11 protein-coding genes are annotated in these 11742 nt (G+C 74.4%); 2 read left to right on the forward strand and 9 right to left on the reverse strand.

The features are described from left to right. Positions 1 to 5: 5 nt before the first annotated feature. The 4 genes from FRANEAN1_RS01590 to nth all read right to left on the reverse strand — a co-directional run bounded on the left by FRANEAN1_RS01590 (position 6) and on the right by nth (position 3178). Positions 6 to 1187, reverse strand: coding sequence for a MarP family serine protease (locus tag FRANEAN1_RS01590; protein ID WP_012157766.1), 1182 nt, complete (start codon positions 1185 to 1187; stop codon positions 6 to 8). 19 nt (positions 1188 to 1206) lie between these two features. After that, positions 1207 to 1623, reverse strand: coding sequence for a cupredoxin domain-containing protein (locus FRANEAN1_RS01595; RefSeq protein ID WP_012157767.1), 417 nt, complete (start codon positions 1621 to 1623; stop codon positions 1207 to 1209). Next, complete coding sequence (locus FRANEAN1_RS01600; protein ID WP_157472953.1) at positions 1620 to 2306, reverse strand: CoA pyrophosphatase; 687 nt, start codon at positions 2304 to 2306, stop codon at positions 1620 to 1622. The genes FRANEAN1_RS01595 and FRANEAN1_RS01600 overlap by 4 nt, the downstream gene beginning before the upstream one ends. Before the next feature lie 146 nt (positions 2307 to 2452). Further along, on the reverse strand, positions 2453 to 3178 hold the full coding sequence (nth, locus tag FRANEAN1_RS01605) for an endonuclease III (RefSeq protein WP_012157769.1): 726 nt from the start codon (positions 3176 to 3178) through the stop codon (positions 2453 to 2455). Positions 3179 to 3297: 119 nt separating this feature from the next. Here nth and FRANEAN1_RS01610 point away from each other — a divergent pair, with 119 nt between their 5' ends. Both FRANEAN1_RS01610 and FRANEAN1_RS01615 read left to right on the forward strand, forming a co-directional pair. Then, positions 3298 to 3534 carry a hypothetical protein gene (locus tag FRANEAN1_RS01610; RefSeq protein WP_012157770.1) on the forward strand — a complete coding sequence of 79 codons (237 nt, stop codon included), beginning with the start codon at positions 3298 to 3300 and terminating at the stop codon, positions 3532 to 3534. Positions 3535 to 3824: 290 nt separating this feature from the next. After that, positions 3825 to 4514, forward strand: coding sequence for a Crp/Fnr family transcriptional regulator (locus tag FRANEAN1_RS01615; RefSeq protein WP_018506292.1), 690 nt, complete (start codon positions 3825 to 3827; stop codon positions 4512 to 4514). Positions 4515 to 4642: 128 nt separating this feature from the next. Here FRANEAN1_RS01615 and FRANEAN1_RS01620 read toward each other — a convergent pair whose 3' ends face one another. From FRANEAN1_RS01620 to FRANEAN1_RS41955, 5 genes are all read right to left on the reverse strand, one after another. Beyond that, on the reverse strand, positions 4643 to 8500 hold the full coding sequence (locus tag FRANEAN1_RS01620) for a tetratricopeptide repeat protein (protein WP_012157772.1): 3858 nt from the start codon (positions 8498 to 8500) through the stop codon (positions 4643 to 4645). 474 nt (positions 8501 to 8974) lie between these two features. Continuing rightward, positions 8975 to 9754, reverse strand: coding sequence for an MBL fold metallo-hydrolase (locus FRANEAN1_RS01625; protein ID WP_012157773.1), 780 nt, complete (start codon positions 9752 to 9754; stop codon positions 8975 to 8977). Next, a complete protein-coding gene (locus tag FRANEAN1_RS01630; protein WP_012157774.1) occupies positions 9751 to 10857 on the reverse strand; it encodes an NUDIX hydrolase in 1107 nt (368 codons plus the stop codon). Before FRANEAN1_RS01630 ends, FRANEAN1_RS01625 begins: the two co-directional genes overlap by 4 nt. A gap of 38 nt (positions 10858 to 10895) precedes the next feature. Further along, positions 10896 to 11387, reverse strand: coding sequence for a RidA family protein (locus tag FRANEAN1_RS01635; protein ID WP_012157775.1), 492 nt, complete (start codon positions 11385 to 11387; stop codon positions 10896 to 10898). Positions 11388 to 11473: 86 nt separating this feature from the next. Further along, positions 11474 to 11635, reverse strand: coding sequence for a DUF4177 domain-containing protein (locus FRANEAN1_RS41955; protein WP_012157776.1), 162 nt, complete (start codon positions 11633 to 11635; stop codon positions 11474 to 11476). Positions 11636 to 11742: the final 107 nt, after the last annotated feature.

Here is an 11742-nt window from a genome sequence, read left to right on the forward strand (position 1 = left end):
CTCGTTCAGTCGCAGCTCTGGGTGCTCACCGGCACGAGGGCCTGCGCTCCCTGCCGCGCGGGCTCGCTGACCTCGTCGGCAGTCAGCACGTACCCGGTGTCGTTGTCGTCGGTGGCCGCGGCGAAGACCACGCCGTAGACCGTCCCGGCGCTCGACAGCAGCGGCCCGCCGGAGTTGCCCGGCCGCACCCGCCCGCGGATCGCGTAGATCTCGCGGCGAACCGTGCCGCGGGAGTAGATGTCCGGCGCCCGCGCGACCTGCTCGTTGCGGATGCGCGCGGGCACGGTGGTGTATGGCCCGTCCTGGGGGTAGCCGGCGACGACCGCCGAGTCGCCCATGTCACCGGGCGGCGCGGACTGGAAGCGCAGCGGGGGCCGGAGCAGCCCCGGCACGTGCAGGACGGCCACATCCCGGTCGGGGTCGAACAGCACCACCTCGGCCGGCAGCGACCCGGAGTCCAGCTCCACGACGGCCTCGGTGACACCGGCCACGACGTGCGCGTTCGTCATCACCCGCTGGGGCGCGATGACGAAGCCGGTGCCCTCGACCTGCTTCCCGCACGACGGCGCCTGCCCCCGCACCTTGAGGATGCTCGCCGCGGCGTTCTGGACGTCCGCCGCGCTGACGACCGCAGGGTCCGGTGGATCGGTGGCCACGATGCGCTCGCCGTCCAGGCCGGCGAACACCTCGGGAAAGCCCTGGTCGTCCATGAGCCGGCGCAGGTCGGCGAAGGTGTGGCGGACGTCGTCGGGCATCGTCGTGTCGACGGTGCCCAGCACCTCGGATCCGCGGGCGGCACGGGCGAGGGTCTGGAACGGCGAGCGGTCGACCGCGGTCGCGACGAGCCAGGCGACCAGCAGCACGGACATCCCGGAGAGCACGGCGCCGGCGACCGCGTCCAGCCGCTGGCCGGGCCGCCAGGTGAGCCGGCCGCGCAGGGCCGCTCCGAGCGCGGTGCCCGCGATCTGCCCGACGAGGGCCAGGCCCACCACGACGATGAGGCCGACCAGGGCGCCGTCCTCCTCGCGGCCGATGAGCTCGGCGAAGGGGCGCGCCACCTTGGCGCCGAGCACACCGCCGCCGAGGAAACCGACGAACGACAGCGCCCCCACCGCGAACCCCTGGCGGTAGCCGGAGACCGCGAACATCACGACCAGGACGATCAGGACGAGATCGAGAAGGTTCACCGGGGCTCGTCGGCCGAGCTCAGACGATCACAAGCGTGGCTGTCATGCCCTGGTGCAGGGTGCAGACCACCGGATATCGCCCGGGCTTGTCGGCGGTGAACGTGATCGACTGGGAGTTGCCGGCGCTGACGATCCTCGTGGTGGCGCCGGGGATGGCGGAGATGACGAAGTTGTGCGGCGCGGACCCCTTCGCGACCGAGAAGTCGACCCGGATCGTGCCGGGGTGGGCGACGAGCTCACGGGCCGAGAACGTCTGGTCCACCTGGCCGACCACGGCGAAGACCTGGGTGCCGTCACTGACGCTCGGGGTCAGCGTCGCCGCGGCCGAGGGTGTGCCGGCGTCGCCGCCGCCGCTCCCGCACCCGGTCAGCGCGGTGAGCACCGCCACGGCCGTGGCCAGCGCGACCAGGGCCGATCGAGCGGATCTTGAGGTCATCTTCCGACGGTACCGCCCGCTTCGTCGAGTGGTCCCCGCGGCTCCACCACCGCGTGGGGGAGGGCCATGGCCGCGGAGATCGCCACGGTGATCTCGGGCACGTCCACTTTCGTCTCGGTGTCCCAGGGGCGTTCCCATCCGCCGAGCCGCAGCAGGGCGTCGAGGACGCCCGCGGTGAAACCCCAGACCGTCATACCGCGGACGCGGAACGCCGGGCTGCCGAAGCCGGACGGATGCCACAGCAGGATCCGGTTCGCCGGGTCGGCGAGCTCCGCGACGGGTACCCGGGCCACCGAGGACGTCTCCGCCGGGTCGACCGCGTCCACCGCGGTGGGCGTGCGCCACCAGGCGAGCACGGGGGTGACCAGGAAGTGGCTGGCAGCCAGGTAGAGGGGGCTGGCGGTGGCGAGGACCTCGACGCCGGCCGGGTCGAGCCCGACCTCCTCCTCCGCCTCACGCAGCGCCGTCGCGGCCCTCGACGCGTCGGTCTCGTCGGCGCCGCCGCCGGGGAACGCCGGTTGCCCGGCATGGTCGCGCATGTCGGCGGCCCGCTGCAGGAGCAGCACGTCAGGCCCGTCCGGACCCTCCCCGAACAGGATCAGGACGGCCGCCGCCCGCCCGCCCGGCCGCGTCTGGCGAGCGTGTCGCGTCTGGACGGGGATGCCGTCGCCCACCGCCGCCATCAGCGCGGTCAGCCATGGGGGAACCGGAGCTCCGCCGCCGCTCGCCGGACGAGTGTCTCCGTCGGCGCTCGCCGGAGGGGCGTCTCCGTCGGCGCTCGCGGAGTGGGCGTCCTGGCTGCTCGGATCCCCGGACGGTGCGGGGTCGCTCACCGGGCCGCCTCCGCGTCCCCGCGGACGAGACGCGCGGCCTCGGCCGGCTCGGTCGGGCCGGTGCCGAAGGACGGGCACATCCGCGCGATGGCGCAGGCGCCGCAGGCCGGCCGGCGGGCGTGGCACACCCGGCGGCCGTGGAAGATCATGCGGTCGGAGGCGATCGTCCAGTCGCGCCGCTCGATCAGCGCGGCGAGGTCGCTCTCGGCCCGGACGGGATCGGTCTCGGTGGTCAGGCCGAAGCGGCGGGAGAGCCGCCCGACATGGGTGTCGACCGTGATCCCGGGGATGCCGAAGCAGTGGCCCAGCACGACGTTCGCGGTCTTGCGGCCCACACCGGGCAGGGTGACCAGGGCTTCCAGTCGGCCAGGGACCTCGCCGTCGAAGCGCTCGACCAGGGCGGCGCCGATGCCCATCAGCGAGTTCGCCTTCGCCCGGAAGAAGCCGGTGGGCCGCAGGATCGCCTCGAGCTCGTCGCGGTCCGCGGCGGCGTAGGCGGCGGCGGTCGGGTAGCGGGCGAAGACTCCCGGCGTGACCTCGTTGACCTTCTTGTCCGTGCACTGCGCCGACAGCACCGTGGCGACGAGAAGCTCCAGCGGACTGCTGAAATGCAGCGCGATGCGGGCGTCGGGGTGAAGCTCGCCAAGCGCGCGCACGATCCGCCGGGCGCGCCGGGTGCGCGCCAGCGCCGTCTCGGCTCGCGCGTCGACGGTGGTTGCCATGCCTCGCAGCGTATCCGGCGTGTCGGCCCGCGGGACCCGTCGCTTCGCCGTGGTCCGGCAGGGCGCGTCGACCCCCCGGGTGCGGGCGCGGCGCCGACATCGGCGACCATGGACGGGCCATGTTTGTCTTTGCCGCGATCACGTTCCCATTGGTGCTGCTCGGGCTCCTGCTGGCGATGGAGCGGGTCGAGCGGCCACTCAACGCCGCCGACACGGGTAAGGGGCTCGAGGGCTTCCTCGACAGCGCCCGCCCGGACGAAGTCGCCACGTTCGTCCAGCAGGGCCTGCCGGCCGCACTCGAGCGTTACCGGCGCCGGCTCCGCCGCACGCCGCCGGGTAAGCACCGTGCCGCCTGACGGGCAACTCATGCGGCCTCGGGTGTGTCGCGTGTCGTGCCCTCCTGACCCCCGAACAGCCGTCCTGAACTGGGCCGGGCTGTGCCGATGTGACCCCCGCCGGGAGTGGCACGATCGGGCCGGTGCCGATCGGCCGTACTAGGCGGATTGTGACCTGGACCACTTTGGTGGTCCTTCTTGCGTCACTTTACGTATCAGAACAGAGCATTCGGGTGCATCTGCGTGACCTGGTCAGGCCGATGGGGGTCCCTGGCCGTGCTCTGCGTCCCGTGTCCTGGCATGCTCAGGGCGTGGACGATCTGCTAGCCCGCGTTCCGCTGTTCGCCGGGTTGTCCGAGCCCGACCGCCAGGCGCTTTCCGATCACCTGGACCGGCAGGACGTGACCCGTGGCGACGTGCTGTTCCGCGAAGGGGATGTCGGCGACCGCGTTTTCGTGGTTCTGTCCGGCAAGGTCAAAATAGGACGCCAGTCCGCCGACGGGCGGGAGAACCTGCTGTATGTGATGGGGCCGGGAGACCTGTTCGGAGAGCTCTCCCTGTTCGATCCCGGGCCGCGCACCGCGACGGCGACCGCCGTGACCGACGCGTCGCTCGTCGCGCTGGAGCACACCGCGCTGCGGCCGTGGCTGCGTTCCCGGCCCGAAGCCGGAGCGCTGCTGCTGCGTGTGCTGGCCCGCCGCCTGCGGCGGACCAACGACACGATGGCGGACATGGTGTTCACCGACGTGCCCGGTCGCGTCGCCAAGGCGCTGCTCGACCTGGCCGACCGCTTCGGTGAACCGGCCCAGCCGGGTAACGAGGCGGCCGGGGTCCGGGTCGAACACGGCCTCACTCAGGAGGAGCTGGCTCAACTCGTCGGAGCCTCGCGGGAGACGGTGAACAAGGCCCTCGCCGACTTCGCCACCCGTGGCTGGCTCCGGCTGGATTCCCGCGCTGTCGTGCTGCTCGACCGTGAGCGGCTCGCCCGCCGGGCCCGCTGAACCCACCGCCGGTTTGGAAACCGGCCTGTCCCCTGCCCGTTCGTCCCCCGGATCCGCCGCCGCCGCCGGATCCGGGGGACGCACCCGTGCGGCAGACGTCCTCAGCGGTATTCGCCAGCGGTACCCGGCTACCGGCTGGTGCCCTCGGCGGGCGGCATCTCCACCGAGGGCACGGCCTCACCGGACGGGTCGGCCACCGGCACGACCACCGGTGATCCCGGCAGACGCGCCGCCGTCCTGGCCCGCGCCCTCGTCCCGTTCACGCTCACCTTCGCCAGCGCGGCCGCCGCGCCCAGCCCGTCCTGTGCGCTCAGGTCATCCTGGGCGGCCAGCCCGTCCTGGTGCGGTGTGCCCAGCCCGTCCGCCACGCCCAGTCCGTCTGCTGCGCCGAGTCCGTCTGCTGCGTCGAGCCCGTCCGGTGCGTCGAGGGCGTCCGGGGCGGATCCCGGCAGGGCCGCGAGCAGCCGCCGGGTCTGCGGCGCCTCGCTGATCGCGCCGGTGGCCGTCGCGGCGGCCAGGGCCTGCTCGTAGGCCTCGCGGCTGCCCTCGACGTCACCGTGCGCCGCCAGGACCGTCCCCAGCGCCCGGTATGCCAGTACCTGTGCCCGGACGTCCTCGGCGTCCACTCCGACCGCCTGGCGTGCCACCCGCAGGGCCTCGTCGGGCTCGCCCGCGTCGAGCAGGGTGCCTGCGAGGTGGGCGTAGGCCTGCCGGCGCGGGAACATCAGCGTCGCCGGCTCGCTGGCGGACAGGGCCCCCCGCAGCTCGGTGATCGCCTCGTCGAGGCGGCCGCGCGCCCGCGCGATCTGCGCGACGAGCACCTTCGCCCCGAGCTGGGCGTGCGGGCGCAGTTCCAGCCGGTCCAGGTCGGCCAGGGCGCGCCGGGCGGCCTCCTCCGCGGCATCCACCTCGCCGGCGTCCAGCCTGGTCAGGCCGAGCAGCACCTGGGCGAAGGCGCCGATGAGCACATGCCCGGTGGACGCCGCCTCCGCGCACGCCTCGGTCAGCAGGTCCGCACCGCGCCGGGGGCGGCCAGCCCCACGGGCGGCCAGCCCGCGCGCGATGAGGGTAAGGGTGCGCCCCCAACTGTCGCCGGTCTCGGTGAACAGCTCCGCCGCGCGGGCCGCCTCGCTCTCGGCGGTCTCGATGTCGCCGAGCTCGGCCGCGGCGACCGCGTCGATCGTCAGGCAGACCGCCTGCCCCCAGCGCTCGCGCATCGACTCGGCGAGGTTGATGAGCACGCGGGAGACCTTGCGGGTCCGGGTGAGCTGACCCGAGAGCAGCAGGACGAGGGCCTCGGTGCCCGAGCACCAGCCGAGCCCGCCGGCGTCCTCCAGCCGCTCGAACACCGCGGACGCCTCGCGCAGCGTGCGCTCGGCCTTCGCGTAGTCCCCGCGGGTGGTGGCGCTCCACGCCAGGTGCTGCAGCGCCCAGCCGACCCCGCGGGGGTCGTCGACGCGGCGGGCGAGCGAGAGTGCTTCGCGGTAGCGCTCCTCCGCGGCCTGGATGCGGCCGGCGGCGTATTCGAGCAGGCCGAGCCGGCGCAGCGCCGCGGCCACCGCCCGGTCGTCGCCGGCCCGGTGCGCAGCCTCCAGCGCCGTGATCAGCGACTGGCGGGCCTCCTCGCCACGGCCCTGCTTCTGCCGTAGCTCACCGAGCACCGCGTAGGCGGCGGCCCGCCGGCTCGGGACGTTCACCCGCAGCGCCGGGCGCAGCGTCCGCTCCGCCTCGTCGAGCCGGCGCAGCCAGACCAGCGCCTCGGCGTGCAGGATCCGCACGTTGATGTCGTCGTCGCCGTCGATGACGCCCCGCCCGAGCCGGCGGGCGTCGGCGAGCAGGTCCGCGGCGGCCCGGTGGTCGTCGCGGGCGAGCGCCGAGCGGGCCAGCCGGACGTGCGCGTGGAAGCCGGCCTCCCGCGCCGACCAGGCCGGGTCGCCCGCGGGCAGCGCCATCGAGGCGGCCAGGTCGTAGGCGCGCAGTGCGTGGGTGGCGACGAAGGTCGACACCTCGCGGGACGAACCGATCATTGCCGTGACGCCCCAGCGCGCCGCCGTGGCGTGCCGGCGGGCCCGCTCCACCTTCGGTAGGCCCGAGTAGGCGACGTCGCGCGCCATCGGGTGGACGAACCGCCACAGGGTCTCGCCCTGCCGCGGTGGGCGGACGAGCTGGCGCTCGGTGAGCACCGACAGCGCGCGTTCGACCTCGGCCGCCGGGCGCTCGCCGACCACCTGGAGCGCCTCGGCGGGGAAGCGCGGGCCGAGCACGGCCGCCGCGCGCAGCGCCGCCTTGGCGGCCGCGTCCAGGTCGTCGATCCTGGCTGCCAGCACCGACTGGACACCGGCGGGCAGGACGGTCGCGGCCAGCGATCCCTCCAGCACCCAGCGCATCCCCTCGCCGCCAGGGTCGGGCACCTGGTGCAGCAGACCGCGGTCCACCAGCAGGTTGAGCAGCTCGGTCAGGAAGAACGGGTTCCCGTGCACCCGGGCCAGCAGCTCGGCCTGGGTCGCCCGGGACAGGCCGGGCTCGCCCAGGTAGTCCTTGAGCAGGGCACGCGCCGCGCTCTCCGGCAGCGGACTGAGCGCGATGCGGCGCGCGCCGACGAGATCGGAGAACTGCGGGCTCTCCCGGTCGAGCAGGACGAGCATCACCGGGCCGCTGAGGGTCGTCGTCAGCCGCCGCAGGGCCGTCGTCAGCCGGCTGGTCGCCCACTCCAGATCGTCGACGACGACCAGCACCGGGTTGCGGACCGCCAGCGCGCTCAGCAGGAGGCCGACCGTCTCGACGGCGTCGTCGGCGGCCCGCTGGACCGCCTCGCCGTGGGAGGCCCGGCCGACCGGGTCACCCGGCGGGGTGGTCGCCCCGGCGCTGGGACGGCGGTCCGGCGGCACGCCGAGCATCCCGAGCAGGCGGTCTCCGATGCCGCTCGGCAGCTTCGTTTCGAAGATCGGATGGGTGAGGCCGGCGACCGTGCGGCGTACCCGGTCGGCGACCCGGTCGAGGGTGTCGCCGTCGGTGATGCCGCACGCCCCGCGGATGAGGTCGATCAGCGGGGCGAGGTCGCGGACGTCGCCGTGGCGCACGGTGCGCCCCCACAGCACGGTCGCGCCCGCGGTCGCCTCGGCGGTCTCGGCGAGCTCCCGGGCCAGCCGGGTCTTGCCGATGCCGGCCTCGCCGATGACCACCGCCATGTCGGGCTGGCCGGCGTCGACCACGCCGGCGAAGTAGCGGCTGAGCTCGGCCAGCTCCTGCTCGCGCCCGATGAACGTCGCGTCGTCGGCCAGGCCGGGCCGGGCGATGTTGGACGGACGCAGGCTGACCAGCTCGTAGGCGGGCACCGGCTCGCGCTTGCCCTTGAGCACCAGGGGCGGCAGATCGCGCCAGGTGGCGACGGAGCGGGTGGCGGTGACCGTGTCCCGGCCGGCGTAGACGGTGCCCACCGCGGCCGCGCCGGACAACCGCGCGGCGGTGTTCACCGTGTCCCCGATGACCGTGTACGACAGCGCCGCCTGCACACCGGCGAGCACCTCGCCGGTGTTGACGCCGACCCGCAGGCCGAGCGGGCTGCTGTCGCCGCCCTCGTCCTTGATCAGGCGACGGGCCGTCTCCTGCATCGCCGCCGCGGCGCGCACGGCGCGTTCTGGGTCGTCCTCGTGCGCCGTCGGGGCGCCGAAGACGGCCATGATTCCGTCACCGCTGAGGTTGTCGACCCGCCCGCCGACCTCGTCGACCTCGCGCGCGAGCGCGGCGAGGACCCGGTCGGTGACCTCGCCGACCCGTTCGGGGTCGCGGTCCTCCGCCCAGGCGGTGAAGTCGGACAGGTCACCGAACAGGACGGTGACGACCCGGCGCTCGGCGGCCTCGGCGCGCGGCGTGTCGGTCTGGGTGAACCGGAGCCCGCAGTTGAAGCAGAACCGCCCGCCGGGCACCGTCGGGGTGCCGCATCTGGGGCAGACCAGGGGACCGGTCGTGGGGGAGCTGATCACCATCGTGGATCGGTTCCTCTCCGCCGGATGATCGCTGGGCCGCGCGAACCGCTGGATCGGAAGGCCGGGTGGGGGCCGGCACCGGAGCGCGCGCGGTCGGTAACGTCCCGCGGGTACGAGGGCCCGCGGTCGGTACCAATGGTCCAAAGGGTCACAAAGCGCACGAGCGGTCTCCTCCGCCGGAAAGTTTAGTGGCCTTCGTCTCCCTTTCTGGATCAAGGCGTGTCGGATGACCGACCTGGCCCCGTTCGCGGGGATCCAGACTGCGAGCGGTCCGGCCTCTATAGTGGCGCAGCTCACTTGCCTACCCGGTTTCCGGGATATGACCCGCGTCTTTCGGCAGGTTGCGGCCAGCCTCTGAACGTCCACACCGGCCCCGCCGGCTACCCGCGGTGACCGCCGCCGGGGCCCTGACCTGCGCGGGGCGTGGCGGACCGGCGTGTGCCGGGTGACCCCGCGCGCGCCGCGGCGGGTGGCTCAGCGTGGGCGGAGGTAGTCCAACTGGGCCCGTACCGACAGCTCGGCCGCCGGCCAGAGTGCCACGTCGACGTCCGCGTACACGATCCGGACCACGTCGATCGGCGTCACCTGCTCGGCCGACGCACCCAGATCGGCTAACGCGGAGATCACCTGATCGAGCCGCCGGGCCCGGTGCTCCAGATAGGCCTCGGCCGCCCGCCCGGCCGCTGGCAGCTCGGGGCCGTGGCCGGGCAGCACGGTGGTGTCGCCGAGCTCGCGCAGCAGGCGCAGGCTCGAGAGGTAGTCGGCGAGCCGGCCGTCGGGATGGGCGACGACCGTGCTGCCGCGCCCCAGGATCGTGTCGCCGGTGAGCACGGCCGGGTGCTCGTCGTCGCCGGCCAGCACGAAGGACAGTGAGTCCGAGGTGTGCCCGGGGGTGGCCAGCACCCGCAGCTCGACCCCGGCGGCGGCGACGACGTCCCCGGCGCCGAGGCCCTCCGAGCCGAGGCGGTGCGCTGGGTCGAGGGCGCGCACCTGCGCCCCGGTCAGCGCGTGCAGCGTCGCGGCGCCCTCGCTGTGGTCGGAGTGGCCGTGGGTCAGCAGGATCGTGCGCACCAGGCCGGCGGCCGCGACCCGGGCGAGGTGCTCGCCGTGGTCGGGGCCGGGATCGACCACCACGCAGCCGGCGTCGCCCGGTGACCGCAGGATCCAGGTGTTCGTGCCGTCGAGGGTCATCGGGCCGGGATTCGGCGCGAGGACGACGGAGGCCAGCTTCGTGACCCGGCGGAGGGCGGTCACCGCGGGACACCACCGCGGGTGCCCGCGGCCGGTGCCGGGGCGGTTTTCGAAGGCGTGCCCGGCTCGGTGCCGAGGGCACCGTCCAGCGGTGTGCCGGGGGCACCGTCCAGCGGTGTGCCGGGGGCACCGTCCAGCGGTAACAGGTGTGGGAACGACAGCTGCCAGGTGCCGTCGCCGGCGATGATCCTTGCCATGATCGGCTTCAGGTCGCGGGTGCGCGCGGCCGCGAGCGCACCGGCGACGTCGTCGTAGGCCGACAGCTCCGCGAGGGTGAAGGCGGTGGGCGGGAGCATGCCGATCTCGCCGGCGACAAACCGCTCCATCGCCTCCGCCGGACGGATCCACAGCATCCCGTCAGCCTCGGTCGAGAGTTCCGTCGCGAGCTCGCCCGGCAGCTGCCCGGCCGGCAGCGCGGCGACGAAGAACCTGGTGTCGTACCGCCGTGGCTCCAGCTCGGGGGCTATCCAACGGGTCCACGGGGCCAGCAGGTCGGCCCGCAGGGCCAGCCCGCGGCGGGTCAGCAGCTCGGCGAGGCCACTGCGGTGGCTCTCCACCGCCCGCCGCTCGGCGGCCCAGCCCGGATCGCCGGTACCCGGATCGCCGGTACCGGCAGCGCCGCCCGCCGCGTCGACACGTCCGGCCGGCACGTTCCTGCCCGTCGGCGTGGCTCCGCCGGCCGGCGCGACTCTGCTGGCTGCGGATGTGCCCGTCGGTACGGCGAGCAGGACGCCGCACTCCTCGAAGGTCTCGCGGACGGCCGCGCAGACCAAGGCCCGCGCGCGGGCGGGATCGTCGTCCAGCCCCGGCATCGCCTCCTCGACGGAGGGCCCGACCCACGGGAGATCCTCTGCGGCGTCCGACGGGTCGACCCGCCCGCCCGGGAAGACGTGCATGCCGCCCGCGAACGACATCGCCCGGGTGCGCCTGAGCAGGTAGGCCTCGATGCCGGAACCGGCCGGCGCGTCGCGCAGGAGCACAACGGTCGCCGCGTCCCGGGCGGGTGCCGGGTTGGCGGCCAGCCGGGCCAGCCGGAGTTCCTCCTCCGGTTCCATCCGGCGGGACGTGCCGAACCGGGCGACGATTGCCGCCTGATGATCAGCCATCCCCTGATGGTAGACAGTACGGCCGACAGAAGCCGAGGTCAGCCGGCCACGCGGGCGACGAGCTCCACCTCCACGGGCGCTCCCAGCGGGAGCGCCGCGACCCCGACGGCGGAGCGCGCGTGCAGTCCGGCGGCACCGAAGACGGCGCCGAGCAGCTCACTGGCGCCGTTCAGGACGACCGGCTGGCCGACGAATCCCGGCGCGCTCGCGACGAAGCCGACGACCTTCACGATCCGGGTGATCGTGTCCAGGCCACCCACCGCGGCCGCGGCGGCGGCGAGCGCGTTGAGCGCGCACACGCGGGCCAGCTCAGCGGCCCGCTCGGCGGTGATCTCCGCACCGACCAGGCCGGACGCCAGCAGCTTCCCGGCCACCAGCGGGAGCTGCCCCGCCGTCCAGACCAGATCGCCGTCGCGCACCGCGGGGACATAGGCCCCGGCCGGGGTGGGCACCGCCGGGAGGACCAGCCCGAGCTCGGCGAGCCGCCCGGACGGCGTCGTGGCGGCCGCGGGCGGGACGGGAGCGGTCATCGTCGGAGTCGACCTTCTGTCGAGGAGGGCACGTCAGGGAACAGGGGACGGGGCGGGGACGACCGTCCCGTCGCGGGTGGACGTCCCTACTGGGACTTCGGCCGCTTGAAGTACGCCACCAGGCTCTCCGGGTTGGGCCCGGGGACGACCTGGACGAGCTCCCAGCCGTCGGCACCGAAGTTGTCGAGGATCTGCTTGGTGGCGTGGATCAGGAGCGGGGCAGTCATGTACTCCCACTTGGTCTGCATGACGATGGACCCTAGAGCATCCGCGGACCGCCACCCGGTTGGGTAGGCGGTGTGGCCGCCGTGACGAGGGTCCGGGGCGTGGCAGTCCGGATCGGCGGCCCACGGGT

It is taken from the genome of Parafrankia sp. EAN1pec, assembly GCF_000018005.1.
GTDB classification, from domain to species: Bacteria; Actinomycetota; Actinomycetes; order Frankiales; family Frankiaceae; genus Parafrankia; species Parafrankia soli.

Coding starts and splice junctions, on each gene's coding strand:
- FRANEAN1_RS01595 (WP_012157767.1), bottom strand. CDS start 1,623: ATGACCTCAAGATCCGCTCGATCGGCCCTGGTCGCGCTGGCCACGGCC.
- FRANEAN1_RS01600 (WP_157472953.1), bottom strand. CDS start 2,306: ATGGCGGCGGTGGGCGACGGCATCCCCGTCCAGACGCGACACGCTCGC.
- nth (WP_012157769.1), bottom strand. CDS start 3,178: ATGGCAACCACCGTCGACGCGCGAGCCGAGACGGCGCTGGCGCGCACC.
- FRANEAN1_RS01610 (WP_012157770.1), top strand. CDS start 3,298: ATGTTTGTCTTTGCCGCGATCACGTTCCCATTGGTGCTGCTCGGGCTC.
- FRANEAN1_RS01620 (WP_012157772.1), bottom strand. CDS start 8,500: ATGGTGATCAGCTCCCCCACGACCGGTCCCCTGGTCTGCCCCAGATGC.
- FRANEAN1_RS01630 (WP_012157774.1), bottom strand. CDS start 10,857: ATGGCTGATCATCAGGCGGCAATCGTCGCCCGGTTCGGCACGTCCCGC.
- FRANEAN1_RS01635 (WP_012157775.1), bottom strand. CDS start 11,387: ATGACCGCTCCCGTCCCGCCCGCGGCCGCCACGACGCCGTCCGGGCGG.
- FRANEAN1_RS41955 (WP_012157776.1), bottom strand. CDS start 11,635: ATGCAGACCAAGTGGGAGTACATGACTGCCCCGCTCCTGATCCACGCC.